Source organism: Dietzia cercidiphylli, assembly GCF_039531545.1.
In the GTDB taxonomy this organism is placed as follows: Bacteria; Actinomycetota; Actinomycetes; order Mycobacteriales; family Mycobacteriaceae; genus Dietzia; species Dietzia natronolimnaea.
In genome coordinates, this window is the sequence record NZ_BAAAQG010000033.1 from 1 (window position 1) to 24,865 (window position 24,865).

The window sequence follows — 24,865 nt, forward strand, 5'->3', positions numbered from 1 at the left end:
GGCCGTTGCTTTCTAGGCCGAGGGTCCACCAGGCGGGCACTTTCCATCGCAACTGCACGCGCTTAGCGATCGCCACCTCATCGGCGACGGCGTTGCGACCGGTCTCCCACGCGTTGTAGGTGGACTCCTTCACGCCGAGTTCCACGGCGAACTCGTGCTGCGTGAGTTTGAGGTCGCGCCGAATCCGGCGCAGACGGTCGCCCGTAGTCATGTGTGGGATGAAGTCCCCGCTCAGTTCGGTGTTCATGTCCCCACCCTATAAAGCTATTCAAACCGTGTCAATCCCTACCGCGTATGGAAACGTACGCGTGTCGGCTTGACCCGATACGGATGCGTATGCCACGGTATGCACATGGCCGATACGGATACGTACTCAGGAGACGAACTCCTCACCCCGGCGCAGGCCATCGCCGTTGCGCACATCTCAAAGTCGACCCTTCTCCGCGCCGAAGGGGCCGGGAAGATCGCGCCCCTCCGCACACCTGGGGGGCACCGACGTTACCGACGTGCGGACGTCGAAGCTCTGCTCTCTCACCCTGCCGCATAAAGCGGCCCCGCGACGGCAGCAACCGTCCGGGGCCATGAACAGAAAGTAGGTCTGTCGTGTCAGATCATACCGGGACTCTCGTCCCGTTCAACTACGGCGACGTGCAGGTGCGCGTCGTCACCGTCGAAAGCGAACCGTGGTTCGTGCTCGCCGACCTCGCCCGCGTGCTGGAAATCAGCGACGTGAGCCGTCTCGCCTCCCGCCTTGACGATGGGGTGCGCCAGACGCACCCCATCCGGGATGCCCTCGGTCGCTTGCAGAACGCGACCATCGTGTCCGAGTCGGGCATGTACGAGGTCGTCATCCGCTCCGACAAGCCGGAAGCCGCCGCGTTCCGTCGCTGGATCACCGGCACGGTGCTCCCGGAGATCCGCCGCACTGGCTCCTACTCCCCCGCGCCGGCCTTGCCGGTCGATCGGACCGAGCTGCTGGCGCGCGCTGTGCTCGAGGCGACTGCCGCGCTCGAGGAGAAGGAGGCGCACATTCGCGAGCTCGCGCCGCGGGCGGCGGTGGCGGACGAGCTGATGGACGCGACCGGCCTGCTCAGTCTCCAGGAGCTGGCCAAGGCGCTGGGTTGGGGTCCGAACATCCTGTTCCGTGATCTCCGCCGTCTCGGGGTGCTGCAGTCGAACCGGCTGCCGTACCAGCGGTACGCGCACCACTTCGAGGTGAAGCTCGGCACCTACAGGCATCCGAAGACGGGCGAGACGATGCCGACCCACCGCCCGTACGCGCGGCCGTCCGCCATCCCTTTCTTCCGCCGCAAGCTCGCGGGCCTGGAGCAGTCTCTCGATCTCGAGGTGGCGTCATGATGTACGAACTGCTCGACACGGCGGAGCACCCGATCGTGCTCGTCGCCACGCTCGAAGACATGCCGGAGGGGGATCATCCCGCGGGCTGTCCGTGCGGGACCAAGTCCGGCAAGGGCCTCAAGGTCGTCCTCGGTGGCCACGCGCCCACTGCGGTCAAGGCGGTCGGGCTGATCACTGCGGTCGCGTCGCTTCTGGCTGACGACGACCTCGCGGACAGTGATTGCCGCGAGATCCGTCGCCAGCTGGCCCGGCTTCTGGCGGTGGCGTCATGAGCAGGTTGGAGGTCACTGACCAGTTCGACGCGGCGGCTCACACTGAGCATCTCCGGGCGGTCGTGGAGGCGGAGGAGTTCGCTGGCGGGCCGATGACGCGTACGCCGGGGGTGGGACCGACCCTGGACGACCTGTTCGGTCCGCGGCCGAAGCCGCAGCCCGCGGGCGGGGACGGCCCGAAGCCGACGATCTGGGTCGTCAAGCAGACTTCCGGCGGCAACCTTCGTGTGCTCGCGGAGTGGCACATCACCTACGCCCGCCCGGAGGGGAGTGAGCTGCGGTTCCACAACGGAGACGACAAGCACCCGGTGGCCACGGTCCGGGCCGGGTCGTGGCACTCGTGCGTCGCTGAGTCCGCGTTGGAGCCGAAGGCGGGTGAGGAGTGATGGTCCCCGACACTCGCCCGGCGGCGGAGATCACCGCCGGTGTTCATGCGGTGGCGCATACCGGTCGGCGTAAGCGTCTCGTTCGAGGAATCGACCGGTTCGGTCATCTCGCGACGCGTGAGCCGTCGGCCTGGGTGTGGGTGGCGAGCCCTCTCGGTCTGGGCCGTCACCAGCTTGTCCAGGTGGCGCTGTCGGAGATCATCACGCATCCGGGGCGGGCGTCATGACAACCGCCACCACGGCGACGAGCCTCGCGCCGTCTCACGCGATCTCGTGGGATCCGGAGGCCCGAGTGCCCGACTGGGTGGTCCTGGGCCGGATCCGTGACCTGATCGTCGCTGACCTCCCGGTCCCGGACGACATCTTCGGCTCCGACTCCATCGTCGACTACATCCCGGCCTTGCTCGCGGCGGGCCACAAGCACCACGAGATCGAACGCGCGACGGGCGTCAAGCCGTCTCGCCATCTGCCACGGAGGACCCGATGAGAACCACCACACGCCCTGACCGGCCGTTGCCGGCCCCGCTTCCGTACGCCTCGCAGGCGGGCCGCGGTGAGGCCCCGGCCCCGCGGCCGGCTGAGCCCGTGAACCCGGGCGGACCGCTGATGAGGGAGGACGAGCGCACCCTCTGGATCGTCATCGGCTGCCTCGTCGGGTACCTGCTCGTGATGCTGGCCATCGCCTGGCATCTGAACGGGGGCCTGTGATGGTCGCCGTGTACATCGATGCCGCGGGTGACGTCCGGTCTGCCAACACGGACGCGCTGATCGCACCCGCGGGCACCACGCCGCGCGAGGCCCGCTTGCGCTCCGCGCTGTTGGCAGCCGCCGCCGAAGCCCTCCAGAGCTCCGCGACGGCCGGGACGGTGCGCCGCCCCGCACGGTGCCGGCGTTCCGAGGGGATGCCGGCCGTCGCGGTCCCCACGCCGATCTCCGCTGCCCCGTCGTACGCCCGGACTGTCGGCGAGGCCCGCCGGGTCCTCGCGGTGATCGACGTCGAGCAGCTCGCCGAGGAGACCGCCCAGCAGCTCGCTGTGCTCGCCGGGAGGGACGTCCGATGATCTACCTACGCCGTTCCGGGTCCGGGCTCACCATCGGCAACGGCGACATCTCGTTCCTTGAGTACGTCGCCCGCGGAGCGCTCGACCGGGGCGAAACGGTCGAGCTGCATATCGACGGCCAGGAGTGGCGGCCGGTCACTTCCTACCAGGAGGTCAACGACACCCTGCACGAGCTGTATGAGGAGCTCGACGCACGCCGCGACGCCCTCGCCGAGTCGGACCAACTGCCTCTGCTCGGGGACGCGTCATGAGCGTGTCCCAGTTCTCTGACGTGGTGAAGGCGCGGGTGATGACTCGCTCTGGCGGGTTCTGTGAGGTCCGGGCCGCTGGGTGTTGGGATGAGGGTTCGCAGCTTCATCACCGGCGTGCTCGCGGCATGGGCGGGTCGAGGGATCCGCGTTCGGGCGGTGCGGCGAACGCTCTGTCCGTGTGCCTTCCCTGCCATGCCCACGCGGAGTCGAATCGTGATGAGGCCCGCGATATGGGGTGGTTGGTCCGTCAGGGTGTCGACCCGGCGGTGGTGCCGGTGTTCCGGTACCGCAGGTGGGTGTTGCTGGACGACAACGGCGGCATCACTCCCGTGCCGAGCGGGGTGGCGTCATGATCGCCGGGGAGATCCGCGCTGTCGCGGATCTGGCCGCGCTGCGGGAGTGTCCGCCGCACACGGTCATCTCGGACGCTCGCGGACATATCGGCACCCTCGCCCAACGTCAGTCGTCCGCCCTCGCTGGCGGCGTGTACTGGGCCGGCATGGGCGGGATCTGCGACAACAGCACCATCGAATTCCCCGTCCAGGCGTGGTGGCCCAAGCATCCCGCCCTGGTTACCGGCGGCGCGTGATGGGCCGCCCAGCCTGGTGCCGCGAGTGCCGACACGAGATCGCGTGGGCCACGCTCATCCCTTCGGGGAAGGCCGTGCCGCTCGATGTGTCGCCGGACCCGGAGCTGGGCATCTATCACCGCCGCTTCATCACTGATTCGACCGGGCGCCGCACCTCGACTGTGGTGCAGCTGTCCGGACATGACCTGACCGAGGCCCGGGACCGGGCCCGCCGCTATCCCGCTGACCGAGAGAGCCGCTTGTGGGTCCCGCATTTTGCGACCTGCTCGGCCCGCCGACCACACCCAACGGAGACCACCCGATGACCACTCTGCAGATCACAGATCTTCCCATCCATGATGTCTACCCACACCCGCAGAACGTGCGCCGCGAGCTGCGCGGCATCGATGAACTGGCCGCCTCGATCAAGGCCGAGGGCCTGCATCAGCCGATCATCGTGGCCCCGGCCAGTGCCGGCACCGTCGGCGATCACGTGGACGACGAGGAGTACCTGATCGTGATGGGGAACTCCCGTCACGCTGCGTGCGCTCAGCTCGGCTGGGAGACCATCCCCTGCATCATCCGCGACGACCTCGACACCGAAGAGAAGGTCCTCTCGGCGATGCTCGCCGAGAACTGCGCCCGCAACGACCTCACCATTACTGAGGAGGGCGACGCGTTCCAGCGGCTCCTGGACCTGGACTTGTCGGCCGCTGCTGTTGGAAAGCGGGCCGGGCGCTCTCGCAAGCAGGTCACGGACCGCGTCACGATCGCCTCGCAGTCCGACCGGATCCGGCGCGCGGTCGACGACAAGCAGTTGACCCTGTCGCACGCGATCGCTCTCGCTGAGTTCACCGACGATCACGAGCTGTACGCCCGCGTCGAGGGCGCGATCGGCACCCCGAGGTTCGAGTACGAACTCGAGCGCGCCAACACGATCCGCCGCCACACCCAGGTCCAGGAGAAGCTACGCGCCGACGCCCAGGCGTCCGGCTTCACGGAGGCCAGCGAGCGCGAACTGTCGGCGATGCACAAGCCAGTCGGCGGGTTCCAGCTCGAATGGCTCGGTTCGACCGCCCCGGAAGATGGGGACGCCACGATCCGGTTCACGGTCACCTCGGCGAACCTTGAGCACTGGCCGCCGACGATCCGCTACTACCGCCTCGTCACCGTGCAGGACGAGCCCGCCAGCGGCCCGTCAGATGGTTCCGCCGACCCGGCACCAGGAAACCCGACGTCGGCCCATGCCGGCCCAGACCTCGCCGCGATCAACGAGCAGCGCAGGGTCGAAGCCGAGGAGCGAAAGACGGCGGCGAATCGTCGCCGCGCCTTCCTCCGCCAACTGTGGGACGTCGACTTCGCCGTCGAGGATCCAGTGTGGGCTGCCAGTGTCCTGGACTTGCTGCGAATGGCGGTGGCGGAGCGCGGGTACGAATGGGAGCCGCTCACCGAGCTCGGCGTCATCCTCACCCACGGTGACGGCGACGACATTCCCGAGCTGCGCGACGGCGACCCCCGACTGGATCCGGCCGAGTGGTCGTCGCTACGTCTGCAGTTCACCGTGTGGTGGTGCCGCTGGGCCGCGATGGGCGAGCGCGAGCTCTCCAACTACATCCCCGGCTTCTGGGAACCCGAGACCGCCAAGTACCTCGAACTGCTCCGCGAGGTGCTCGACTACGAGCTGTCTGACATCGAGGACGCGCTCCTGGACACCTACTACGCCCATGTCGCCTCTGATGGTGACGACTGATCCCGCGGCCCGGCTGGCTGCTGCGTGGTGGGACTCCCTGGACGACTCCCGCCGGGTGCAGATCCACCGCTGGATTGCCGGCCGTGAGGCCTCCCTCGACCACCCGCCCGTCGCCGGGCAGACCGACCTTCTCGACTACCTAGGGACCCGACCATGACCACTTTCGTTGTCAACGACCCCGCGGTGTGTGACCAAGTCGCCGAACTGCTGGGCCCGTTCCGTTCCTCTAAGCCCGGCCGTCCGGCCACTAACGACCGTGTCCGTGATCGCGAGGCGCTCCTCGCTGCTGAGAGGCGCATCGCGGATCTGGAGCAGGACATCAGCCAGACCCAGTATCTGCTCGCCCAGTCGACTGCGAAGCTCGCGGCCGAGCGGGAGGCTCACGACGAGACGACCGCCAAGCTGGTCGCCGCCGAGTCGGATCTCGCGCAGACCTCACGCGAGCTCGAGGGCGGCCGCGCCGAGCTCGAAAGGGTACGCGAGGAGCTGACCGAGAACCGTCGCGAGCTGACCAAGCTGCGAACCCAACCTGCTCCGGCCACGGTGAAGCCGCTGCACGGCAACTCGACCCGGGCCAAGGATCGGGACGCGTTCACCGAGCTCGCTCGCCGCATGGACGAGCAGGCGAGAACTCAACCGAAGCCAAGGGCGGACGTCCTTCGCATCGCCGCCGGAGCTGTCCGTGACGAGGTCGAGAAGGTGTACGGCACCACTGGAAAGAAGGCGTCATGACCGTCTCGTTCGCCACCTCGTGGGAGGGGCTGCGCCGCGCGCTGACATCGGTCCTGCCGCACGTCGACCGCAAGGACTCCTCCGAGGCGCTAAGCCGGGTCCGGCTCGACGTCACCGCGGGCTCGGACGTCGCGCTGGTGTGGGCCACCAACCTCGTGACGTCGGCCGTCGCCCGCACGCCGTTGCTGTCCCCGTCGGATGAGTCGGCGCTGCTCGAGCTGGAGCCGGGCATCGTCAAGAAGATCCTGACGATGTTCCCCGAGGTGAGGGATTCGATTGTCGCCCCGGAGCGGGTACTGACGATCACCCAGCCGCGCGAGCGGTTGATCCAGATCGAGGACACCTCCGGATTGTTCGCGGGCCAGGAGATCACCGTCCCCTTGCCCGCGCGTACTTCCGACCGGTTCCCGGACGTGCCGTTCCTGCTCGCCTCCCACATCGACCGGCCGCCGGCCTCGAAGCCGTCGCAGTGGTTGGACTCCTCGGATCTCGGCCGGTTCGCCGCCGCCACCCGCAGCTACGACGAGCAGATCGTCCTGACCGAGCGGGAGGGCTCCGACGACGCCTTCGTGTCGGTCGGGGCATGGTTCGCGGGCACCCTGGCCCGGTTCGAGCCCGAGAACTCCCAGCAGTACACGACCAAACGAGCCGCCGAGTGGGCCGCACTCCTGCCCGACCCCGCCTCTACACCCCGCGGGATCCGGGTCCATGACGGCCGGATCGGCGACGACCTCGACAACCTGATCTCCGCGGTCCGCATCGTCACATCCGCCGGCACCTGCTCGGTCTCGGTGATCCAGCGGCGGCTGCGCATCGGGTTCGGCGACGCGGCCCGCTTGGTCGACTTGCTCGACCGGTTCGACGTCATCGGCGGCACCGCGGGCAACCTGATCCGCCCCGTCCACGCAGAGCTCGTCGAGGCGCCCGACGCCGTCGACATCATCTGCGACCAGATCCTCGACGCCGCCCGGGCCGAGGACGCCACACCTCGAGGAGAAGCCGCATGAGTAGCACCCTGCCCCACCTGATCGTCGTCGACGTCGAGACCTCCGGCACCGACCCGCTCGACCATGACGTCCTCGAGGTCGCGGCCGTGGACCTGGCCACGGGCGAGGAACTGTACTTCGTGCCCACCCCGATCATGGGCAACTGGCTCGAGCGGGCACATCCGGCAGCCATGAAGGTCAACCGCTATTTCGAGCGCGGCGTCTACGCCGAGCAGGTCGACGTCCAGACCACCCGGCAGCGGTGGGAGGCGCTCGCCACGATGCTCGACGGCAACATCCTCGCGGCAGTGAACCCGGCGTTCGACGCGCGGTTCATCGACTACGCGATGGAGAAGCACGAGGTGGAGTGCCGCCGTAGCTACAGGCTCCGGGATCTCGCCACGTATGCCGCCGGGGTCCTGCGTACTGACCCGGCCGAGCCCACTTCGTCGGGCGAGATCTTCGCCGCCCTGGGCATCACGAATCAGGAAGCGCACTCGGCTCTCGGTGACGCGCGGGCGACTGCGGAGGCGTTCACCAAGCTCCGTGCCCTCTCCCTGGCGGGCAGGTAGCGCAGTGGGTGCCGAGAAGGCGTGCAAGGGGTGCGCCGAGGCTGCCGCCGACATGAGCGACACCGACTTGACCGACGCGATCGGCGTCCTCGGCCCCGACTCCCCACTCTTGCCAGCGGTCCGGGACGAGATCCGCAACCGCCTCCAGGCCGCCGCAGACGCGGCCACCACACGAAAGGAACCGGCATGACGCATTGGCTCGCACTCGTCCCCCGCCTGCCCGCGTGGTCCGGCTGGGCGACCATGCGGCGCCTCGCTCGTGGAGGTGCCCAGTGGTAGTCGGATCGCTCCTCGCCGCGGTCGTCCTCCTGGTCGTGGGCGCCGTTCGCTTACTCCGCGTCTCCCGAGCCCTCCGCCGAAAACAACAGGCCGTGGACCGGGAGCGCGACCACCTCAACCGCACATGGAACTACCAGACCGGAAGGGTCCTCCGACCATGAGCACGAAGATCACAGCCGACAACGGCGTCGAGCTCGAGGTGTGCCACCTCGGCATCGACGCCACCAACCCCAACCCCGCCGAGCCGTCGTCAATCTGGGCCCGACTCACCGCAGAGCAGCGCGCGAAGCTCGCCGCGGCCCTCGCCCCGGAGCGGACCCCGATCGTGGAGGGCAGGCCCGTTCACGGGATCACCGTCACCGGCTATGTCGGCGATGCCCCCATCAACCCCGCCGACTGCGACCGCACCACCGTTTACACCGGCGAGTGCCGCAACTTCGCCGACACCGAGTGGATCCGATTCGAGTCCGGCCGCCGCCGCTCCCCCGACGCCCGCGACGGCAACACGTGGCTGATTGACGTCGTCTACGGATCGTTCTGGATGGCAGACGACAAGGTCCGCAACCTCGTGCCCCTCGTCCCCGCCACTGCCCCTGCGGTGTCCCGCGCCGACATCGAGAAGGCGATCCTGTCGCGTCGCTGGAACACGAGCGGCCCGGATAGCCAGGGCTTCGCCATCATCCACATCCCGTCTGCGGTCGACGCCGTGCGCGAGGCGGTCGACATCCAGGCTGAGCAGTCCGTGGACCCGGTCGAGGCCAGGGTGACCACGCGCCACCCCGAGCACTACCGGCTGGTGAACGAGGCCGACGGCAGCGAGTGGCGGATGAATCGCGCCGGCAAGTGGCTCCCCGCCGACCTCCTCGGGCAGGAGGCGGACCAGTGACCGTGATGGACGAATACCAGCCCCGTGGACAGCGCGTGTACGCCTATCAGGTGACGCGGGAAAACGCTTCCGCTGCCGCTCGCGAGTTCGGTTGCGAGATCCATGAGGAAGCCAAGTCCAGCGATCCGACCGACGTGGCCAAGTGGATCGTCGTGCCGACTGTCGAGGAGGTCCATCGTCTCCTGATCACCCACGAAGGCCCGGTGTTGGGCCGGGAGCGAGAGACGAACAAGGTCGTCGTATGGGCGAAGAAGGCCGACTTCGACGCTCTCTATGAGCGGGTCAAGAAGCCGGGGATGCGCGGGGCCGACCTGTGACCGGCATGGAGCACGCCATAGAACAAGCGGCTGGGGTGATGGACAAGAACTTCAACCCGGACCGGTACCCGATCATGGCCGCGATGTTCCGCGACTACGCCCGCGCACTGGCCGAGGCTGGCCTCCTCGCCCCCGACCCCCTCGAGGGCGTCGAAGACGTCAGCGCCTCCCAGGAGTGGGTGATGATCCCCGCGGACCAGGTGCGCGAGGAGTGGGCTCAGAGGTGGGTGCGGCGGTCCGGCGAGGTCCGGGTGATGAAAGCCGAGAGTCGAGAGCACGCGGACCCTGGCGGGGAGCGCGGGGTGGAGGCGGTCCACCGCTTCGTGTCCGACTGGCTGCCCGCCGACATGGACGATGCCGAGGGCGACGGGAGGGCCGAGGGGTGATCGGCCAGGTGCTGGAACCGGAATCGTCCATGGAATGTCGAGCGTGGGCCGACGAGATGGCCCGGCAGGCCGCGATGTATGCCGAGCACGGACACCCCCGGGAGGCTGCGGACTGCCGCCATTACGCGGCCCGGTGGACAAGGTCCGCCGAACGGGCAGCGGAGCGGGAAGGGGCCCTGTGGTGACCGCCCCGGATCGTCAGCGTGACGGCGGACCGATCGCCGGTGACCTCCTGCAGCTCGTGGAGCACGGGTTCCGCGACGACACCGGGGTCGACTGGTACCGCGGGTACGGACTCGTGGTCACGACCGCGAATCGCCGCCGGATCCTCGACCGGGACGACACGGTGTCTGAGGCGGACGGCTGGTGCTACCAGGACAATCCCCTGTCCGACGAGGTGGTCGCGGTGACCCGCATCAGGTGGGAGGACGTGCGGCTGTACGCGCCCGCCGACCTAGAGCTGCGGTGTCAGACGTGGACGTCGTGACCCCGCCGCCCGGCTCTAAGGAGGCCCGCGCCAAGGGCTGCCCCTGCCCCCAACAGGACCACCGCCACGCCCCCGACTGGCCCTGGTGGATCGACCCCCGATGCCCCGTCCACGGATGGAAAGAGTTCCAGTGACCGAGCCGATGCAGTTCCCGCCCCCCGAGCCGATGAGCCTCGCGAGAAAAGCGGTCAGCGCAGCGGTTCACACCGCGATCGTGCGCCGCATCTTCGACGCGAGCTGGACCGAACTGTATCCGGGGTGGGAGCTCCCTGACTGGCCGCAGCTGACCCAGCCGCCTCGCATCGACCGTGAAGCGATGCGCGACCCCTACCGCCGGTACCTCAAGGACTGGCTCAGCGATACCGCGTTGAAAGACGCTGTACGCCGCCGCTTCCGGCCGCTGGCGGACGATCCGCTGATTCGCCAGATCCTCGAAGAGGCGGACCTCAAGATCGCCATAACTAGGTGGGTGCCGCCGATCTCACCCAAGCCCTGGGCCCGCGCCATCGCCGAGACAGCACAGACGGAGGTCCGTGATGACCAGTGACGAGCACAAGGCGGCGGCCGAGCAGTCCCTGCTCGACGCGTGGGGTGCCGCAGACCCCACTCCGGAACTACTGCGTGGCCTCGTGCACGCCGTACTCGCAACCATCAAGGAGACATCGTGACCACTCAGCTCGCCCCGAACGTCCTCTCGTGGGCAACCCACATTGACCAGACCACCATTGACCAGGCGGTGGCCCTCGCTGGTCTGCCGTTCATCCACCCGCACATCGCGCTCATGCCCGACGCCCACGCCGGTAAGGGCTCCGCCGTCGGCACCGTCATCCCGACCGAGGGCGCGGTCATCCCCGCCGCGGTCGGCGTCGACATTGGGTGCGGCATGATCGCGGCTCGAACCCGATACACCGAGGCCGACCTCGAGCGCATCGACCTGTCCGAGCTGCGGGACCAGGTCGAGCGCGCCATCCCGTTGTCGCCGGGCAACTACAACAGCCGCGTGCACCACGACCACACCCATGATCGGGTCGCCGAGCTCGAAGCGCTCGCAGAGAGGAACGAGGTCGACCTGTCTCACTCTCCGAAGTGGCGTGAGCAGCTCGGCTCCCTCGGCGGGGGCAACCACTTCATCGAGCTGTGCCTCGACGAGACGGGCGCCGTCTGGTGCTTCCTGCATTCCGGGTCGCGGGGCGTCGGCAACAAGATCGCGCAGAAGCACATCAAGATCGCCCAAGCCTTGTGCAAGCGGTGGCACATCCAGCTCGCCGACCGGGACCACGCCTACCTCCCGCAGGGCACTCCGGAGTTCACCCGGTACTTGACGGAGCTGCACTGGGCGCAGACGTTCGCGCGGCTGAACCGGGACGAGATGATGGACCGGTTCCTGGACCAGCTCGCCCGCCTGTTCGGCGACGACGACGCCGGCGAGACTGAGCGGGTCAACTGCCACCACAACTACACCGAGACCGTCCAGGTCGGCGGCCGGAAGGTGTGGCTGACCCGCAAGGGCGCCATCGACGCCACCGAGGGCCGGATGGGGTGCATCCCCGGAAGCATGGGTACCCGCTCGTACATCGTGCGCGGCAAGGGCAATCCGTCGGCGCTGTTCTCCGCACCGCACGGCGCGGGCCGGGCCATGTCCCGCACGCAGGCCCGCAAGCGGTTCACCGCGGCCGACCTGGACGAGGCTATGCGCGGCATCGTGTACCGGCCTGGTGACGAGTGGGTCGACGAGATCCCGGCCGCCTACAAGGACATCGACCAGGTGATGGAGGACGCGGCCGATCTGGTCGAGGTCGTGCACGAGCTGCGCCAGGTGATGAACGTCAAGGGCACGTAGGCCGTGCCCCGCCCAGCCCGGCGACCTCGCTCGCCGCCATCCGCCGCTGCCTCGTCCTGCGTCTGGTCTCGTCTGAAAGTTGGTGTCCCGTGTCTCGATCTCGTGTCGCGCAGCCCCGTTCCGGTGGTGAGCGCTGATGCCGTGGTTCCAGGTCGATGACAAGTTCACGACTAACCCGAAGGTCCGCAAGCTGCTCGATCTCTCCCTCGAGCGTGATGATCGCGGTCTCGCGGCACTCGGGATGTGGGTGTCGGCCGGGTCAGACATCAATCAGTCGACGTTGGACGGGATCGTGTCCCGTGCGGGTCTCGTGCGGGTCACCTTGAACCCGGCGAAGGTCGATGAGCTCGCAGGCCTCCTGGTCGCCGCTGGGCTCTGGCACTCCGCCGGCCACTCGTGTGCGCGCTGCGCGCAGCCCCCGCCGGGGGCGTTCGTGTTCCACGACTGGTCCGACTACGGCTATGCCACCCGCGAGGAGAAACAGCTCAAGGACCGCAAGGCCAAGGAGCTCAAGGAGCCCCGGATCCGCGCCGAGGTGTGGGCCCGGGACTGCGTGAGCCCTGACCGTCCTCGTGAGGCGGATTGCCGGTACTGCGGTAAGCGAGTACGCCAGAAGGACAACCGCAGCGCGCCCGAAGACCGGGCGCATCTCGATCACGTCGACCCGACCCTCGCGATCGGCTCGACGAACATCGTGATCGCCTGCGGCGGCTGCAACAGCCACAAGGGCCAGCGGCAGCTCTCGCAGACCGAGCTGCAGCTCCGCCCCCCTCCCGCTCACAACGGGCCGCGTCCAGACGACGCAGAGCCCCGAGTGTCGCCGACCGCCGTCGCAGATCCCGCGTCGCCGGCCACGCCCGCCGCTGAGACCACCGTCTCGCCGGGCCAGGCCGCCGCTGATGCAGGATCGCCGGCCGGTCGACCGCAGACACCCGGCTCGCCGTCTCCGACCGCCCAGGAGCGACCAGCACCGCCCGACCACTCGGAAACCACTCTGGAACCAGACGTGGAATCAGCCCGGAACGCTGTCCTCGCACGCACGCGTGCCGACGCGCGCAGGTCAGGGTCAGGGTCAGGGTCAGGGTCAGGGCTGGGTAAGGGACAGGGTTCTGGTCGGGGTGAGGGGCCGGGTCACGGTCAGGGTCAGGGCCCGGCTGGTGGCAGGAAGCGGCGTCGGAGGCGGGGGCGTGGTCGTGGTGCCGGGCCCTCGTCGTCTGGTGGTGCTCCGGGTCCTGCCGCTCGGCCTGTGGGTGCTGCCGGCCAACCTCCCGAGGTGTATGTCCCTGGCCGCATCGGATCCCCGTGGGCCGAGTGGAAGGGCGCCCCGTCGACTGTGACCGATACCGACTGTGATCGGCATGGGCTGCCCGAGCCGTGCCGCAAGTGCGTGACCGAGAGCGAGGCGGGCTGATGCCGCTGCTCCTGCTCGACCTGTCCGACCCCGCATCCCAGGAGACTTCGTGACCGAGACGTTCCTCGACCGGCAGTCGGTGCGCACGCTGGCGACCGACTGCAAGATCATCGCCGATTCGTCCGCCGAGTTGCTGCGCATCGCTCGGCTGGAGACCAGCCCGCCCGGTGGTCGGACTGCACGCAATCCGCGTGTGCCCGACTCCCGGCCGCCCCTCAACCTGACCGCACTGTCGGCCTCTATCGAGATGCACACCTGCCTGATGTCGTGGTCGGTGAACCTGCGCGACAACACTGGCGTGCATCTCCCCGACCACGACGACGACCGGTCGCTCGCACTCCACCTCCGGGTACATGCTCATCGGATTGCGCAGCAGGCGTGGGGCCAGGATTGCGCGGATGAGATCGGCACGTGGGCCGCCACGATCCTCGGGATCACCACCCCGCCGCCAGCTCGGCGCCTGGACGAGTACTCCACCGCCGAGCGCGCCCAGGGGCTCGCGACTGCGCAGGTGTCGGCCGAGATGTGCGCGCAGCTGGTCGACGAGTACACCGAAGGCCAGTACCAGCCGACGGCCGAGCAGATCCGCAAGTGGGGCCAGCGAGGGAAGGTGTCGGTGTACGGGCCGCCCCGCTGCCGCATGTACGCGGTGAGCGAGGTGCTCGATCACGTGCGACACGCGAAACGGAAGATGTGACTGGCTTGTCCAACACGACGTGCTAGGCTTCGCCTTGCGAGCGCGGTGGGTCCACAGGACCGCCGACGCTTCGTCGTTCCCGCCCTGTGGTCGGCGTGTGGAACCCGTGAGCCCACGCCGCGGCATCGAGCGTGGATCTAATCTCCCGGCCGTAGTCGCCCGCGCGCATCTCCCAACTGGCCCCGCTTCGATGCGAGGGCGCGCATCCCCCGCGTGGCGCACGGCCGGGTACAACCACCGGGAGGCCATCATGGACGCCGCACCCGACGGGCTGCATCTCGCAGCCTTGACCATCACCCTGTCGACCGACGGCGGCACCGAGTATGTCCTCGTCGAGGCGGACGACGACCTCGCCGCCACGACGATGCTCGGGATGCTGGACCTCGCGAAGGCACAGATCCTCGACCGGCTCACCTGATGCCCGGCTCGACGACCGAGCGTGGTCTCGGGTGGAGGCACCAGCAGGACGTCGAGAGCCTGCGTCGTCGTCACGTGGAAGGAACCGCGTGCTGGTGGTGTGAGCGTCCGATGTTCAAGGATCCCGCTCGCAACTTCGATGGCAAGACCTTAGAGGGCGACCACTCGGAGGCCCGCAGTCGTGGCGGCCGCAAGGCTGACCGGCTGATGCATTCGACGTGCAACCGTCAGCGTGGGGATGGATCGAAGGACGAGCTCCGCCCGGCGCTGACCGGGGTGTGGCCGCCCCCGTCGCCCGCTGCCGCGGTGGCCACGGTGGCGCTGACCGGGCCGCCGGAGCCGCGCGCCCACGTCCTGGACTGGGGATAGGACCCCCCACCCCGAAAATATCTGGACCCCCGCCCTCCTGACTCCCTGCGCCGGTGCCAGTCAGGAGTTTTTGCCGGGCTCGAAACTCACGTGCAGGAGGTGGCGGCGGTGGCCGACGAGGACCAGGCCGCCGACGAACGGTCGGGCGGCGATCGACTGCGTGCGGCGCTGGCCGAGGACGACGACCCGGCGGACCTGGTGGCGCTGATCGAGGAGGCCGGCCGGACGAAGGATCGCCTCGACCAGCTCGACGCGATCCTGCGCGGCGACACCGACTTGTGGGCGCAGCTGACCGAGGGGCGCAGCGGCAAGGTGCTCGAGATCCGGGTCGACTCGGTGATGCAGGAAGCACGTCAGCTCACGACGGTGTTCAGGCAGACGCTCGCGGAGATCCGGAGGAGGCGTGATGGAGGCACCTTCTCTGGGAAGCTCGGCGGTCTCCTCGACGACCTCTGAGGACGTCGACGAGATCTTCGCGGAGATCATCGCGGCGGAGTGGCCGAAACTCACCGGCCGGCAGACGCCGTGGGCGCAGTCGTTCACGGTCGGCGACTCGGCGCATGGTGAAAAGGTCGTCAAGCTCGCGCGGCGGATGAAGGTCCGCCCGATGCCGTGGCAGACGTGGTCGATCGAGCACATCATGGCCAAGGACCCGGACGGGACCTGGACGCATCCGGAGTGCTGCCTAATCGTCCCTCGGCAGAACGGCAAGTCGCTGATCCTGTCGCTGCTGGTGATCTACCGGATGTTCGTGCTCGGGGAGAACATCATCTTCTCGGCGCAGCAGTGGGAGACCGCGAAGTCGCTGTGGAAGCGCACGTGGAACCTGGTCCGGTCACAGCCGGACCTCATGGCGTTCCACGAGTCGCACACCTGCTCGCAAGGGCGCGGCACGATCGTACTCACCACCGGCGCGCAGGTCGTGTTCACCACCCGATCGCCGAACGCCGGCCGTGGTCTAGACGTCGTCGACCTCACGATCTACGACGAGGCGTACGACCTGGACCTCGCTGACCTCGCGGCGCTGTCTCCTACGCAGATGGCGGCGAAAGATCCGCAGAAGATCTACACCTCGAGCGCGGTGAACGTCGACCAACACCCGAACGGGATGCAGTTGGCGTCGGTGCGCGCTCGAGGGCAGGAACGCGAAGAGGGGCTTTTTTACGCGGAGTGGCGGTCACCGGACGGTTCGGCCATGGACGACCCCGAGTCGTGGAGAGTCGGGAATCCGTCGTATGGGGTGATCCAGACCGAGGCCAAGCTCGGCGCGGAGTGGCGCACGTTCCGCAAGACCGAGGCCGGCCGGAAGTCGTTCGGCTGCGAGTACATGGGGCTCGGCGACTGGCCCACCGACGGGCCGGAGGAGCTGCCCCCGGTGATCGACCCCGACGCCTGGGGCGACCTCAGAGACCTCACTGCGGTCGCGACCGGCGCGTCGTGCCTTGCGGTGGAGTGCGAACCGATCCGAGACCCGGCGATGCGCAAGTCGCGGCGGTGGACGATCGGCGCGGCGGTACGCACCGCGACCGGAAAGCACGTTCAGATCGGCTACCGCGGCCCGGGTTCGCCCACCGAGATCGCGGCGAAGGTCGCAGCGGCCGTCGCGGCCAACGATCCGGTCGCGGTCGTGCTCGACGACAAGAGCATCGCCAAGGACCTGCTGACCAAGCCGCTCACCGATCTGGAGATCGAGCCGGAGTTCGTCAAGTCCGGTCAGCTCTCCGAGGCGACCAACGGGTTCCTCCAGGCGGTCGACAACCAGACGCTCACCCACGACGGCGACCCGCGCGTCGCGCCGCTGCTCGAACACGCGCAGCTGCGCGACGTGGGGCAGTCCGGCGGGGCGGCATGGGAGCGGCTGAAGAACGACGACATTTCTCCGCTGATCGTGCTGACGAACGCGGCCTGGGGGCTGGACAAGTTCGACGTCGCGGCCGATGCGCCGCCGCCGGCACCCGAGCACGTGCCGACGTCGGCGGACTCTGCGTCGGGCCCGGGCGAGGGCATCGACTTCATGACCGCGAATTTCTAGACGAGGAAGGGGGCGCTGATGACCGAGACTGTGAAGGCCGCCGCGCCCGCTGCGGCGCCCGTGGGCGAAGTCGGGTACGTCGTGTCGGCCCAGTCGCCGATGCTCACGGGTCCGGGAAGCTACTGGTCCATCGACGCCGACATCGAGGAAGTCCCCGAGCTGCGGTGGCCCCAGTCGGTCACGGTGTTCAACCGGATGCGCCGAGCGGATGCTCAGACGATCTCGGTGCTCAAGGCCGTCACGCTGCCGATCCGGTCCACGAAGTGGCGGATCGACCCGGGCGACGCCGAACCCGAGGTGGCCGCGTACGTTGCCGAGCAGCTCGGGCTACCGCTCACCACGGGCGACAACCCGGCCCCCCGGCGCCGGAAGTCGCGGTTCTCCTGGACCGAGCACCTGCGGCTCGCGCTGCTGTCGCTGCCGCTGGGACACATGTTCTTCGAACAGGTCGTCACCGTGGACCCCGTCACCGGTGACGTCGAGCTGCGCAAGCTGGCCCCCCGGATGCCCTCCACGCTGACCGACATCAAGGTCGCCGACGACGGCGGCCTGGTCGGCATCGAACAGGCATCCCCCGCGGGCCGGACCGTCAAAGCCCGCGACGGCGGCCGGCGGTTCATCCCGGTCGACCGCCTGGTCGCGTACGTCAACGAGCGGGAGGGCGCGGACTGGGCAGGCACCTCGCTCCTACGGGGCGCCTACAAGCACTGGCTCCTCAAGGACCAGCTGTTGCGCATCGAGGCGATCTCGGTGCGCCGCAACGGCGTCGGCGTGCCGGTCTACACCGCACCCGACGGGGCGAGCTCCGAGGACATCGCCAAGGGCCGCAAGATGGCCAACGAGTACCGCGCCGGAGACACCGCCGGTGCGGGCCTGCCGTTCGGCGCCAAGCTGGACCTCAAGGGCGTGAACGGCATGCTGGTCCCGGCGCGGACCGTCATCGAGTACCACGACGCGCAGATCGCCCGCACCGCGCTCGCGCACTTCCTGAACCTCGACGGCAAGGGCGGCTCGTACGCGCTGGCCTCCACGCAAGCGGATCTGTTCATCACGTCGCTGAACGCGATCGCACAGATGGTCGCCGACACGACGAACCAGCACGTGATCGACGATCTCGTCGACTGGCAGTTCGGCACCGACGTGCTCGCCCCGACGCTGACGTTCGACACGATCGGCTCTACCGACATGGCGGTCGCTCAGGCGGTCCGCACGCTCATCGACTCGGGCGCGATCACAGTCGACGACGACCTCGAGGTGTGGCTGCGCCGGGCGCTCGGCGCACCCGACCCGGGCTCTCGGTCCGGGGCGAGCGAGACGGACGGGGGTGACGGCGATGGTTGAGGTGGTGGTGCCACCGCGGCCGGTGCTCAAGACGATCCCGAACGTCGAGCTCATCAAGGTCGGCACGTGGCCGATCTCGACAGGGATATGGACGGTCACCTCCGACGACCTGTACGCCGCGGTGTCCGCGCTCGAGTCCCCGGCGATCCGCCGGCCGGTGCTCAAGCTGGGCCACAGTGACTCGCGGTTCGACGGCGAACCTGCGGTCGGGTGGGTCGACAACATGCGGGTCTCCGATGACGGATCGACTCTCGTCGGTGACTACAAGGGCGTCCCCGAGTGGCTGGCCACGGTCCTGGCATCCGCGTTCCCCGACCGGTCCATCGAGGGCCAGTACGGGTTCACCGATCAGACCGGACGCGAGCACCCGTTCGTCCTGACCGCCGTAGCCCTGCTGGGAGTGACGGCGCCGGGCGTCGGCACGCTCGGCAGTCTCCAGGACATCGCGGCCCTGTACGGGGTGTCCGCCGCAGAATCCGCCGATCCGACCGGGGCGGAGTTCACCATGCCGGTCACGAGGGAAGGAACCCCCATGCCACAGGCGATCAAGGTCGCCGCGTCGCAGTCGGTGGAGGACGTGCGGCGCAGCTTCTACGAGGGACCCGCCGCCAGCAACTGGTGGTGGATCGAAGAGATCTACGTCGACCCGGGCGAAGTCATCGCGGTCGACGACGAGACCGGGGACCTGTACCGGGTCCCGTTCACCGCTGCCGACACCGGCATCACGTGGGGGGAAGCCGAGCTGGTCAAGCGCGAGTACGTCGCAGCGTCCGGCCGGACCCCCGCCATTGCGTGGGCCTCCCGTGAGGAGTCCCGCCCCGAAGCTCCGACCGCCGCGGTCGGTGATACCGAAGAGGAAGGAACGTCGATGGAATTCGACGACACCCAGGCCGCGGAGCTGCTCAGCCTGCTCAGCCTGGGAGAAGGAGCAACCGCTCAGGATGTCCTCGAGGCGCTCACCGCGCTCGTGGACACCTCCACCGCGGCGGCCGCCGGCGAGGGCGAAGACGCCGCGCCGGTCTCCGCCGCCGCTCTGGGGGTCGAGCAGATCCGCGCAGCAGCCGAAAAGAAGGGTCTCACCATGGTCGACGCCTCCACGCTGGAGAGCATCAAGGCTCAGGCCGCGGCGGGTGCCGCCGCGCAGAAGAAGCTCGAGCTCCAGGACCGCGAAGGCAAGGTAGCTGCCGCCATTCGCGCCGGGAAGATCCCGCCCTCGCGCAAGGACCACTGGTGCTCGGTCATCGAGCACGACGCCGGCATGGCCGATGTTCTGGCGTCCCTGCCCGACAACATGGTGCCGGTCGCTGAGATCGGCCACAACGGCGACGAGGTCGGCGCCTCTGCCGACGTCACCGAGTCCGACCTCTTCAAGAACTGGAGCTTCTGATGTCCGCGATCCCCATGGTCACCAAGCACGGCCCCAAGACCTTCCACGTCACCGAGACCGTCCGCGGCGGGCAGGTCGTCGAGGCGCGCACTGGCGGCAAGATCGGTGTCGCCGCTGCCGACTCGGGCACCGTCCTCGGTGTGTCGATTGGCGATGCCGCCCCGCCGAGCTCCGCCTCGAGCGCTGACGCGTTCGGCAACCCGCTCGTCTCGGCCGTCTCGGTTCCCGAGTACACGGCCGTGGCCTACGGCGGCATCGAAGTGCGGTGCGTGTTCTCCGCGGCCGCAGCGTTTGGCGAGGCGGTGGTCTCCGCCGGTGACGGCAAGGTCAAGCCCGCTGGCGCGTCCCCCACCGGCCGGATCCTCGGCTACGTCACTGAACCCGCTGGTGTCACGGCGGCCGATCAGTCCGGGCTCGTCCGGACCCTCTGACCCCCAGAAAGGAATCGCCATCATGGCACCCACAGGAGTGGTGAGCGTCAACGACGGTCCCCGCATCACGATCAACGATCTCGTCGGGAACCCCAAGCTGGTCCCGACGAAGATCATCGAACTGCTCGCCAACCAGTTCCTCTCCGAGTCGCTGCTGCGCGATGCGGGCCCCAACGTCAACGGCCTGGTCTCGTACAACGAGTCCACGCCGCTGTACCTCGAGGAGGGCCCGGAGCCGGTCGCCGAGTTCGCCGAGATCCCGGTGACCGCCGGCGCGATCGGCCTGCCCAAGATCGCGGTCTCGCAGAAGATCGCGCGCGGCATCCGCGTGTCGAAGGAGATGATCGACGAGGGTCGGCTCGATCTGGCGCAGATGCAGATCACGCAGCTCGTCAACACGTTCATCCGCAACGACGACCGGGCGCTGCGTCACCTGCTGTCGAACTCGGCTATTCCCGAGATCCCCGCGTCGGCGGCGTGGACCGACGGTGCCGGCAACCCGCGGCACGACATCGCCGCGGCGATGGAGAAGATCGGCTCGGCGTCCCTGTCCGGCGACACCGACGGGGACGACACCATGGGGTTCGTGGCCGACACCGTCGTGCTGCCGGCCTCGATCACCCCGGTCCTGATGGACAACGACAAGTTCATCGACGTGTACAAGGACACCCTCGCCGCCGAGGACATCCGGTACACCGGCAAGCTCCCCAACCAGATCATGGGCATGGCTGCGCTGCAGTCGCGTTCGTGGCCGCTGGACCGGGTCCTGGTCGTCGAGCGCCGCACGGTCGGGTTCTACTCCGACACCCGCGTGCTGCAGTCGACGAACATGTACCCCGAGGGCGGCGGACCCAACGGCGGCCCGACCGAGTCGTGGCGCTCGGACACCTCCCGCAAGCGGGTCAAGGGCGTCGACCAGCCGCTCGCGGCGTGCTGGATCACCGGCGTGCAGGGGGGCTGATCCGATGGCGAAGTACAAGCTCCTCGCTGACCAGTGGGACCAGGTGCTCTCCAAGCCCACCGAGCAGTTCCGGTTCGTCCGGCACCGCAAGGGGGCCACCGTCGAGATCACCGGAGCGGACGAGGCCCGGCTCCAGCGCATCGGGGCCGTCGAGCCGATCAAGCGCGCGGCTGCGAAGTCGACCAAGACCGAGCAGAAGCCGCCCCCGGAGAAGCCGAAGACCGACGAGGGCAACGGCGACGGAGGCGGCGACAACGGTGACGGCCAGGGGGACCAGAACCCGGACGACGAGACCGGCGACCAGAATCCCGACGACTCCACTAAGGAGACGGTCGAGAAGCCGGCCAAGACCGGCCCCGTGGCCGCCTGGCGCGAGTACGCCGTCGCCCAGGGGCACGACCCCGACGAGGCGGCCGACGCCACTCGCGCCGATCTGATCGCCCTGTACGGGTGACCCCGGGCGCCCCTCCGGCGCATCACCTCGTAGTGGTGCGCCGGAGGCTGGCACAGGAAGGAGCCGCGCATGTACGCCGAGGCGCATGACGTCGGGTACGAGGTGGAGCGCCCGTTCTCGGATGTGGACACCCACCGGGCCGGGTCCCTGATCGTCGCGGCGTCGCGGCTACTGGATCAGTACGTGACGATCGACCGTGCGGACCCCGAGCAGATGGGTCTCGCGAAGATCGTCGTGGTCGACATGGTGGCCGAGGCGCTCGCCCCGGGCGAGTACCGGGGCCACCAGTCCTACTCGTGGCGCAACGGGGCCCTCGCGGGCTCTGGCACGCTCGTCGCCACGGCGGGCGCGCTGCGGCTCCTGGACTGGCATCTGGCCATGTTCGGGGCGCCCAGTGCGCTCTCCCCGTCGTGGCACTTTGGAGATGAGGTCGGATGAGGCCGGGGTTCACCACGACGATCACGATCCTGCGGCCGACGGTCGCGGAGGACGAATTCGGGACGGACGTGCTGGACTGGTCCGAACCGGAGCCGGTGCCGGTCGACTTCATGGTGTCGGTGCAGCCGCTCAGCTCGTCCGAGGGGCCCGCGGAGCGGCCGCAGGTCGTCACCGGGTGGCAGCTCATATCGCCACCCGGCAGGGATCTGCCGCTGCGGCCGATCGACCGGATCCGCATCCCCTCGGGGCTCGTGTTCGCGGTCATCGGCGACATCCTGCGGTTCCCCCATCCGATGAAGCCGGACGGTGTCCATCACGTCGAGGCGATGCTCGAGAGGGTGTCCGGCTGATGGCGATGTCGAAGAAGATGTTCGACCAGATCAACCGCAACCGGCAGGTCCGCGCCCACCTGATGAAGGTGGCGCGGGCGAAGGCGGCCCGCGCTCAGGCGATCACCAACGCCGAGGGCGGCAAGGCCCGCATCACGGTCAAGTCGGGCATCCGGCCCGGTGGCCGCGCTTACGTGAACATCGTGTCGGACTCCCCCATCGAGGAGTACGGCTCGGAGTCGACCCCCAGAATCCGCGCCCTGGGGCGCGCAATCAGAGAGGCATGACCATGGCAACGAAGGAAGAGACGATCAAGGTCAAGTGGGCGGCCCACTCGGACCCGAGCAAGGTCGGCAAGACCGAGGAACTGCGGCCGCGGGAGGCACGCGCCGCGGTCCGCACCGGGCAGGCGCAGTACGTCAGCGAGAAGGACGTACCTCCGGCCCGGCCGTCGATGCACACGCGCGCGGCATCACTGGAGAAGGCCAAGAGCAAGGACGGCGACGAGGCCGCCCCGACCGAGCGGCCGCAGACCGCCGCCGACACTGACGCTGATGGGGCGGCCCTGGATGACGCGGTCGCCGCGGCCGACTCCTCGCAGCCGGCCGCGAAGGCTCCCCGGAAGCGGTAGGCCATGGCTGACGTCGACATCGAGTCCGAGCTCGTCGCCCACCTCAAGCCGGTCCTCGATGAGCTGGGAGCGGCCGGGGTGGGCCCCGAGATGCGCCCGGACAGTCCGCTCCCGTTCATTCAGGTGACCGCGCTGCCGGCTACCCAGGAGCTCCAGTCATGGGACGGGCGGCTGTCCCTCGACCGCCTGGACGCCGACGTCGACGTCTACGCGGCCAAGAAGGTCACGGCCCGGGACGTGGGCCAGGCCGTGCGAGCGCGACTGGCGGTGCCGCTGGCCTCGCGCGCGGCGACGATTAGCCGTCGTCCGGCCCTGACACCCCGCCCCGACAGGAACGAGAACGTCCGCCGCTACGGCGCGGCCGTGAGTTTCCTCGCCCGCTCGTAGCGGGACCCACCACCGACGAAGCCCCCGAATCCTCGGGGGCTTCACGCATTTCAGGAAGGAACGCTATGAGCACCCCGATTGGCGACAACTACGACGACGAACTGGTCCGCATGGGCGTGACCGGGCAGCTGATGTACGCACCCCTGGGCACGATCGCCCCCGACGGGATGGCCGAGTGGGCCGAGGAGTTCATCGACCTGGGCTGGATCTCCGACGAGGGGATCACCGAGTCGGTCGACGAGTCCTCCGAGGGTTTCACCCCCTGGCAGGCCACGGCAGAGGTCCGCGAGGACATCACCAGCGTGCTGATCACGTGGGAGACCACCCTGTGGACCACGTCGTACGACACGGTCGCGCTGTACTTCCGCAAGCAGGAAGCGGACATGACCCGCAACGCGGACGGCTCGATCGAGTTCGTCGACGGCAACATCCCGAAGAAGCACCGCGTGTTCTTCGGCATCGACGTCATCGACGACCCGTACCGGCGCCGCATCGAGATCCCCAACGGCGGCATTTCCGAGCGCGGTGGCCAGACGTACACGAAGGGCTCGCTGATCGGGTACCCCATCACGATCAAGGGCTACCTCACGGCGCAGGGCTGGTCCTGCAAGCGCAAGTTCCTCGAGGGCTGGGACCTGCCCACCCCGGCCACCCCCTGATCCGTCCTCCCCCATTCGGCCGCCCTCGGGCGGCCCCACTGACGGCCCCGGTCGTGCGCCTTGTCGGGCACGCGCGACCGGGGCCACCTCATGCCCGACAGCCCGACATGAAGGAGGCCCACCGTGGCCATGGACAAGTTCTCCGACAAGCCCATCGACATCGACGCGATGCTCGCCAAGCGCGAGGAGGTCGTCGGAAGCGCCGACCGGTTCCCGTTCATCGCCCTCGGTGAGACGTGGTGGTGCATCGACCCGCGTCTCGCGGACGACTCTCTCCAGTACGACCTGGAGGATCTGCGCGACGATCTGGACGACGGGGAGATCGATTCCTCGGAGTTCCGGACCGCGCTGATTGACCTGTACCTCGGCGACGAGCAGGGCGAGAAGTTCCGCGCTGCAGGCGGCCAGATGAAGCACATCAACGCCGCTCTCGAGGCCTACGCGGATACGCAGGCGGACCCTACCCGGAGGTCCTCGCGCGCTACCCGGAGGCGTGTGAAGCGGCGCTGATCGCTCAGTATCCGTCGCTCGGTGATCCCGTCGCCGCCTTCTGGCGCGGCGAGATCACCGTGCGGATGCTCGTCTCTCTGATCAATGGCCTGCCACCTACGTCGGCGCTGCATCGGGCTCAGAACGACGGCCAGTTGTGGACGTGGAACGAGGCGCTGCAGTGGCAGCAGATCCACCTGCTCAAGGTGATCGACCAGCGCCTGGTCTGGCAGAAGCGCAAGAAGCCGAAGATGCCGAAGTTCCGTCCGTACCCGTGGTCGAAGGACGAGAAGAAGCTCG

42 protein-coding genes and 1 pseudogene are annotated in these 24,865 nt (G+C 68.7%); 42 read left to right on the plus strand and 1 reads right to left on the minus strand.

Annotated features, from left to right (window positions below):
• A partial coding sequence (locus tag ABD250_RS17770) for a helix-turn-helix domain-containing protein (protein ID WP_344393563.1) occupies positions 1-247 on the minus strand: 247 nt, incomplete at its 3' end.
• A gap of 105 nt (positions 248-352) precedes the next feature.
• Here ABD250_RS17770 and ABD250_RS17775 point away from each other — a divergent pair.
• The 42 genes and pseudogenes from ABD250_RS17775 to ABD250_RS17980 all read left to right on the plus strand — a co-directional run.
• Positions 353-547 (plus strand): helix-turn-helix domain-containing protein, encoded by a 195-nt coding sequence (locus ABD250_RS17775; RefSeq protein ID WP_182657774.1) that lies wholly within the window; start codon positions 353-355, stop codon positions 545-547.
• 56 nt (positions 548-603) lie between these two features.
• On the plus strand, positions 604-1,359 hold the full coding sequence (locus ABD250_RS17780; RefSeq protein ID WP_182657775.1) for a BRO family protein: 756 nt from the start codon (positions 604-606) through the stop codon (positions 1,357-1,359).
• A complete protein-coding gene (locus tag ABD250_RS17785; protein WP_182657776.1) occupies positions 1,356-1,631 on the plus strand; it encodes a hypothetical protein in 276 nt (91 codons plus the stop codon). Before ABD250_RS17780 ends, ABD250_RS17785 begins: the two co-directional genes overlap by 4 nt.
• Positions 1,628-2,017, plus strand: a complete 390-nt coding sequence (locus tag ABD250_RS17790) for a hypothetical protein (RefSeq protein WP_182657777.1) — start codon at positions 1,628-1,630, stop codon at positions 2,015-2,017. The genes ABD250_RS17785 and ABD250_RS17790 overlap by 4 nt, the downstream gene beginning before the upstream one ends.
• Positions 2,018-2,240: 223 nt before the next feature.
• Positions 2,241-2,504, plus strand: a complete 264-nt coding sequence (locus tag ABD250_RS17795; RefSeq protein ID WP_182657778.1) for a hypothetical protein — start codon at positions 2,241-2,243, stop codon at positions 2,502-2,504.
• Positions 2,501-2,725, plus strand: a complete 225-nt coding sequence (locus ABD250_RS17800) for a hypothetical protein (protein WP_182657779.1) — start codon at positions 2,501-2,503, stop codon at positions 2,723-2,725. The genes ABD250_RS17795 and ABD250_RS17800 overlap by 4 nt, the downstream gene beginning before the upstream one ends.
• An 8-nt stretch (positions 2,726-2,733) precedes the next feature.
• Positions 2,734-3,078, plus strand: a complete 345-nt coding sequence (locus ABD250_RS17805) for a hypothetical protein (protein WP_241730454.1) — start codon at positions 2,734-2,736, stop codon at positions 3,076-3,078.
• Positions 3,075-3,329, plus strand: coding sequence for a hypothetical protein (locus ABD250_RS17810; protein WP_182657780.1), 255 nt, complete (start codon positions 3,075-3,077; stop codon positions 3,327-3,329). Before ABD250_RS17805 ends, ABD250_RS17810 begins: the two co-directional genes overlap by 4 nt.
• Positions 3,330-3,559: 230 nt before the next feature.
• Positions 3,560-3,682: a hypothetical protein gene (locus tag ABD250_RS17815; RefSeq protein WP_344393568.1), complete on the plus strand. Its 123-nt coding sequence runs from the start codon at positions 3,560-3,562 to the stop codon at positions 3,680-3,682.
• Entirely contained in the window at positions 3,679-3,918 is a 240-nt protein-coding gene (locus tag ABD250_RS17820) for a hypothetical protein (protein WP_182657781.1), read from the plus strand. Before ABD250_RS17815 ends, ABD250_RS17820 begins: the two co-directional genes overlap by 4 nt.
• 301 nt (positions 3,919-4,219) lie before the next feature.
• The gene (locus ABD250_RS17825; protein WP_182657782.1) at positions 4,220-5,647 is read left to right on the plus strand and encodes a ParB/RepB/Spo0J family partition protein; all 1,428 of its coding nucleotides are present in this window, start codon (positions 4,220-4,222) and stop codon (positions 5,645-5,647) included.
• Positions 5,637-5,804: a hypothetical protein gene (locus ABD250_RS17830; protein WP_182657783.1), complete on the plus strand. Its 168-nt coding sequence runs from the start codon at positions 5,637-5,639 to the stop codon at positions 5,802-5,804. The genes ABD250_RS17825 and ABD250_RS17830 overlap by 11 nt, the downstream gene beginning before the upstream one ends.
• Positions 5,801-6,379 (plus strand): hypothetical protein, encoded by a 579-nt coding sequence (locus tag ABD250_RS17835; RefSeq protein ID WP_182657784.1) that lies wholly within the window; start codon positions 5,801-5,803, stop codon positions 6,377-6,379. The genes ABD250_RS17830 and ABD250_RS17835 overlap by 4 nt, the downstream gene beginning before the upstream one ends.
• The gene (locus ABD250_RS17840; protein WP_182657785.1) at positions 6,376-7,386 is read left to right on the plus strand and encodes a DNA translocase FtsK; all 1,011 of its coding nucleotides are present in this window, start codon (positions 6,376-6,378) and stop codon (positions 7,384-7,386) included. Before ABD250_RS17835 ends, ABD250_RS17840 begins: the two co-directional genes overlap by 4 nt.
• Positions 7,383-7,937: a 3'-5' exonuclease gene (locus ABD250_RS17845; protein ID WP_182657786.1), complete on the plus strand. Its 555-nt coding sequence runs from the start codon at positions 7,383-7,385 to the stop codon at positions 7,935-7,937. Before ABD250_RS17840 ends, ABD250_RS17845 begins: the two co-directional genes overlap by 4 nt.
• 52 nt (positions 7,938-7,989) lie before the next feature.
• Positions 7,990-8,127: a hypothetical protein gene (locus tag ABD250_RS17850; protein WP_182657787.1), complete on the plus strand. Its 138-nt coding sequence runs from the start codon at positions 7,990-7,992 to the stop codon at positions 8,125-8,127.
• A gap of 246 nt (positions 8,128-8,373) precedes the next feature.
• On the plus strand, positions 8,374-9,102 hold the full coding sequence (locus tag ABD250_RS17855; protein ID WP_182657788.1) for a hypothetical protein: 729 nt from the start codon (positions 8,374-8,376) through the stop codon (positions 9,100-9,102).
• Positions 9,099-9,419, plus strand: coding sequence for a hypothetical protein (locus ABD250_RS17860; protein WP_182657789.1), 321 nt, complete (start codon positions 9,099-9,101; stop codon positions 9,417-9,419). The genes ABD250_RS17855 and ABD250_RS17860 overlap by 4 nt, the downstream gene beginning before the upstream one ends.
• Before the next feature lie 38 nt (positions 9,420-9,457).
• Positions 9,458-9,805 carry a hypothetical protein gene (locus ABD250_RS17865; protein WP_182657790.1) on the plus strand — a complete coding sequence of 116 codons (348 nt, stop codon included), beginning with the start codon at positions 9,458-9,460 and terminating at the stop codon, positions 9,803-9,805.
• 181 nt (positions 9,806-9,986) lie between these two features.
• A complete protein-coding gene (locus ABD250_RS17870) occupies positions 9,987-10,292 on the plus strand; it encodes a hypothetical protein (protein WP_182657791.1) in 306 nt (101 codons plus the stop codon).
• A gap of 130 nt (positions 10,293-10,422) precedes the next feature.
• Positions 10,423-10,839, plus strand: coding sequence for a hypothetical protein (locus ABD250_RS17875; RefSeq protein ID WP_182657792.1), 417 nt, complete (start codon positions 10,423-10,425; stop codon positions 10,837-10,839).
• Entirely contained in the window at positions 10,829-10,960 is a 132-nt protein-coding gene (locus tag ABD250_RS17880) for a hypothetical protein (RefSeq protein WP_277817553.1), read from the plus strand. The genes ABD250_RS17875 and ABD250_RS17880 overlap by 11 nt, the downstream gene beginning before the upstream one ends.
• On the plus strand, positions 10,957-12,132 hold the full coding sequence (locus tag ABD250_RS17885) for an RtcB family protein (RefSeq protein ID WP_182657793.1): 1,176 nt from the start codon (positions 10,957-10,959) through the stop codon (positions 12,130-12,132). The genes ABD250_RS17880 and ABD250_RS17885 overlap by 4 nt, the downstream gene beginning before the upstream one ends.
• Before the next feature lie 241 nt (positions 12,133-12,373).
• The gene (locus ABD250_RS17890) at positions 12,374-13,543 is read left to right on the plus strand and encodes an HNH endonuclease (RefSeq protein WP_338404118.1); all 1,170 of its coding nucleotides are present in this window, start codon (positions 12,374-12,376) and stop codon (positions 13,541-13,543) included.
• 49 nt (positions 13,544-13,592) lie between these two features.
• A complete protein-coding gene (locus ABD250_RS17895) occupies positions 13,593-14,240 on the plus strand; it encodes a hypothetical protein (RefSeq protein WP_182657794.1) in 648 nt (215 codons plus the stop codon).
• A 190-nt stretch (positions 14,241-14,430) separates the two neighbouring features.
• A complete protein-coding gene (locus ABD250_RS17900) occupies positions 14,431-14,658 on the plus strand; it encodes a hypothetical protein (protein WP_182657795.1) in 228 nt (75 codons plus the stop codon).
• On the plus strand, positions 14,658-15,026 hold the full coding sequence (locus tag ABD250_RS17905; RefSeq protein WP_182657796.1) for a hypothetical protein: 369 nt from the start codon (positions 14,658-14,660) through the stop codon (positions 15,024-15,026). Before ABD250_RS17900 ends, ABD250_RS17905 begins: the two co-directional genes overlap by 1 nt.
• Positions 15,027-15,134: 108 nt before the next feature.
• Positions 15,135-15,482 carry a hypothetical protein gene (locus ABD250_RS17910; protein ID WP_069388580.1) on the plus strand — a complete coding sequence of 116 codons (348 nt, stop codon included), beginning with the start codon at positions 15,135-15,137 and terminating at the stop codon, positions 15,480-15,482.
• On the plus strand, positions 15,433-17,058 hold the full coding sequence (locus ABD250_RS17915; protein ID WP_182657797.1) for a hypothetical protein: 1,626 nt from the start codon (positions 15,433-15,435) through the stop codon (positions 17,056-17,058). Before ABD250_RS17910 ends, ABD250_RS17915 begins: the two co-directional genes overlap by 50 nt.
• 18 nt (positions 17,059-17,076) lie before the next feature.
• A complete protein-coding gene (locus ABD250_RS17920) occupies positions 17,077-18,399 on the plus strand; it encodes a phage portal protein family protein (RefSeq protein WP_182657798.1) in 1,323 nt (440 codons plus the stop codon).
• Entirely contained in the window at positions 18,392-19,786 is a 1,395-nt protein-coding gene (locus ABD250_RS17925) for a phage protease (protein ID WP_182657827.1), read from the plus strand. The genes ABD250_RS17920 and ABD250_RS17925 overlap by 8 nt, the downstream gene beginning before the upstream one ends.
• Positions 19,786-20,217, plus strand: a complete 432-nt coding sequence (locus ABD250_RS17930; protein ID WP_182657799.1) for a hypothetical protein — start codon at positions 19,786-19,788, stop codon at positions 20,215-20,217. Before ABD250_RS17925 ends, ABD250_RS17930 begins: the two co-directional genes overlap by 1 nt.
• 22 nt (positions 20,218-20,239) lie before the next feature.
• Positions 20,240-21,178, plus strand: a complete 939-nt coding sequence (locus ABD250_RS17935) for a phage major capsid protein (RefSeq protein WP_182657800.1) — start codon at positions 20,240-20,242, stop codon at positions 21,176-21,178.
• A 4-nt stretch (positions 21,179-21,182) separates the two neighbouring features.
• Positions 21,183-21,632, plus strand: a complete 450-nt coding sequence (locus ABD250_RS17940; protein WP_182657801.1) for a hypothetical protein — start codon at positions 21,183-21,185, stop codon at positions 21,630-21,632.
• Positions 21,633-21,701: 69 nt separating this feature from the next.
• Positions 21,702-22,070, plus strand: a complete 369-nt coding sequence (locus tag ABD250_RS17945; RefSeq protein WP_182657802.1) for a hypothetical protein — start codon at positions 21,702-21,704, stop codon at positions 22,068-22,070.
• The gene (locus tag ABD250_RS17950; RefSeq protein WP_182657803.1) at positions 22,067-22,420 is read left to right on the plus strand and encodes a hypothetical protein; all 354 of its coding nucleotides are present in this window, start codon (positions 22,067-22,069) and stop codon (positions 22,418-22,420) included. Before ABD250_RS17945 ends, ABD250_RS17950 begins: the two co-directional genes overlap by 4 nt.
• Entirely contained in the window at positions 22,420-22,686 is a 267-nt protein-coding gene (locus ABD250_RS17955) for a hypothetical protein (RefSeq protein ID WP_069388564.1), read from the plus strand. The genes ABD250_RS17950 and ABD250_RS17955 overlap by 1 nt, the downstream gene beginning before the upstream one ends.
• Before the next feature lie 2 nt (positions 22,687-22,688).
• Positions 22,689-23,030, plus strand: coding sequence for a hypothetical protein (locus tag ABD250_RS17960; protein WP_182657804.1), 342 nt, complete (start codon positions 22,689-22,691; stop codon positions 23,028-23,030).
• Positions 23,031-23,033: 3 nt separating this feature from the next.
• Positions 23,034-23,417: a hypothetical protein gene (locus ABD250_RS17965; RefSeq protein ID WP_182657805.1), complete on the plus strand. Its 384-nt coding sequence runs from the start codon at positions 23,034-23,036 to the stop codon at positions 23,415-23,417.
• Positions 23,418-23,482: 65 nt separating this feature from the next.
• Entirely contained in the window at positions 23,483-24,076 is a 594-nt protein-coding gene (locus ABD250_RS17970) for a phage tail tube protein (protein ID WP_182657806.1), read from the plus strand.
• Between the two features lie 123 nt (positions 24,077-24,199).
• The gene (locus tag ABD250_RS17975; RefSeq protein WP_182657807.1) at positions 24,200-24,586 is read left to right on the plus strand and encodes a hypothetical protein; all 387 of its coding nucleotides are present in this window, start codon (positions 24,200-24,202) and stop codon (positions 24,584-24,586) included.
• A 59-nt stretch (positions 24,587-24,645) separates the two neighbouring features.
• Positions 24,646-24,865: pseudogene (locus ABD250_RS17980) on the plus strand (hypothetical protein); the annotation flags it as partial.

Bases quoted from the DNA above. Each gene is read 5' to 3' on its own strand.
- ABD250_RS17775 (WP_182657774.1), top strand. From the start codon at position 353: ATGGCCGATACGGATACGTACTCAGGAGACGAACTCCTCACCCCGGCG.
- ABD250_RS17785 (WP_182657776.1), top strand. From the start codon at position 1,356: ATGATGTACGAACTGCTCGACACGGCGGAGCACCCGATCGTGCTCGTC.
- ABD250_RS17790 (WP_182657777.1), top strand. From the start codon at position 1,628: ATGAGCAGGTTGGAGGTCACTGACCAGTTCGACGCGGCGGCTCACACT.
- ABD250_RS17795 (WP_182657778.1), top strand. From the start codon at position 2,241: ATGACAACCGCCACCACGGCGACGAGCCTCGCGCCGTCTCACGCGATC.
- ABD250_RS17800 (WP_182657779.1), top strand. From the start codon at position 2,501: ATGAGAACCACCACACGCCCTGACCGGCCGTTGCCGGCCCCGCTTCCG.
- ABD250_RS17810 (WP_182657780.1), top strand. From the start codon at position 3,075: ATGATCTACCTACGCCGTTCCGGGTCCGGGCTCACCATCGGCAACGGC.
- ABD250_RS17815 (WP_344393568.1), top strand. From the start codon at position 3,560: ATGGGGTGGTTGGTCCGTCAGGGTGTCGACCCGGCGGTGGTGCCGGTG.
- ABD250_RS17820 (WP_182657781.1), top strand. From the start codon at position 3,679: ATGATCGCCGGGGAGATCCGCGCTGTCGCGGATCTGGCCGCGCTGCGG.
- ABD250_RS17825 (WP_182657782.1), top strand. From the start codon at position 4,220: ATGACCACTCTGCAGATCACAGATCTTCCCATCCATGATGTCTACCCA.
- ABD250_RS17835 (WP_182657784.1), top strand. From the start codon at position 5,801: ATGACCACTTTCGTTGTCAACGACCCCGCGGTGTGTGACCAAGTCGCC.
- ABD250_RS17840 (WP_182657785.1), top strand. From the start codon at position 6,376: ATGACCGTCTCGTTCGCCACCTCGTGGGAGGGGCTGCGCCGCGCGCTG.
- ABD250_RS17845 (WP_182657786.1), top strand. From the start codon at position 7,383: ATGAGTAGCACCCTGCCCCACCTGATCGTCGTCGACGTCGAGACCTCC.
- ABD250_RS17850 (WP_182657787.1), top strand. From the start codon at position 7,990: ATGAGCGACACCGACTTGACCGACGCGATCGGCGTCCTCGGCCCCGAC.
- ABD250_RS17855 (WP_182657788.1), top strand. From the start codon at position 8,374: ATGAGCACGAAGATCACAGCCGACAACGGCGTCGAGCTCGAGGTGTGC.
- ABD250_RS17865 (WP_182657790.1), top strand. From the start codon at position 9,458: ATGGACAAGAACTTCAACCCGGACCGGTACCCGATCATGGCCGCGATG.
- ABD250_RS17880 (WP_277817553.1), top strand. From the start codon at position 10,829: ATGACCAGTGACGAGCACAAGGCGGCGGCCGAGCAGTCCCTGCTCGAC.
- ABD250_RS17890 (WP_338404118.1), top strand. From the start codon at position 12,374: ATGTGGGTGTCGGCCGGGTCAGACATCAATCAGTCGACGTTGGACGGG.
- ABD250_RS17900 (WP_182657795.1), top strand. From the start codon at position 14,431: ATGCGAGGGCGCGCATCCCCCGCGTGGCGCACGGCCGGGTACAACCAC.
- ABD250_RS17905 (WP_182657796.1), top strand. From the start codon at position 14,658: ATGCCCGGCTCGACGACCGAGCGTGGTCTCGGGTGGAGGCACCAGCAG.
- ABD250_RS17915 (WP_182657797.1), top strand. From the start codon at position 15,433: ATGGAGGCACCTTCTCTGGGAAGCTCGGCGGTCTCCTCGACGACCTCT.
- ABD250_RS17920 (WP_182657798.1), top strand. From the start codon at position 17,077: ATGACCGAGACTGTGAAGGCCGCCGCGCCCGCTGCGGCGCCCGTGGGC.
- ABD250_RS17925 (WP_182657827.1), top strand. From the start codon at position 18,392: ATGGTTGAGGTGGTGGTGCCACCGCGGCCGGTGCTCAAGACGATCCCG.
- ABD250_RS17930 (WP_182657799.1), top strand. From the start codon at position 19,786: ATGTCCGCGATCCCCATGGTCACCAAGCACGGCCCCAAGACCTTCCAC.
- ABD250_RS17935 (WP_182657800.1), top strand. From the start codon at position 20,240: ATGGCACCCACAGGAGTGGTGAGCGTCAACGACGGTCCCCGCATCACG.
- ABD250_RS17940 (WP_182657801.1), top strand. From the start codon at position 21,183: ATGGCGAAGTACAAGCTCCTCGCTGACCAGTGGGACCAGGTGCTCTCC.
- ABD250_RS17945 (WP_182657802.1), top strand. From the start codon at position 21,702: ATGTACGCCGAGGCGCATGACGTCGGGTACGAGGTGGAGCGCCCGTTC.
- ABD250_RS17950 (WP_182657803.1), top strand. From the start codon at position 22,067: ATGAGGCCGGGGTTCACCACGACGATCACGATCCTGCGGCCGACGGTC.
- ABD250_RS17955 (WP_069388564.1), top strand. From the start codon at position 22,420: ATGGCGATGTCGAAGAAGATGTTCGACCAGATCAACCGCAACCGGCAG.
- ABD250_RS17960 (WP_182657804.1), top strand. From the start codon at position 22,689: ATGGCAACGAAGGAAGAGACGATCAAGGTCAAGTGGGCGGCCCACTCG.
- ABD250_RS17965 (WP_182657805.1), top strand. From the start codon at position 23,034: ATGGCTGACGTCGACATCGAGTCCGAGCTCGTCGCCCACCTCAAGCCG.
- ABD250_RS17970 (WP_182657806.1), top strand. From the start codon at position 23,483: ATGAGCACCCCGATTGGCGACAACTACGACGACGAACTGGTCCGCATG.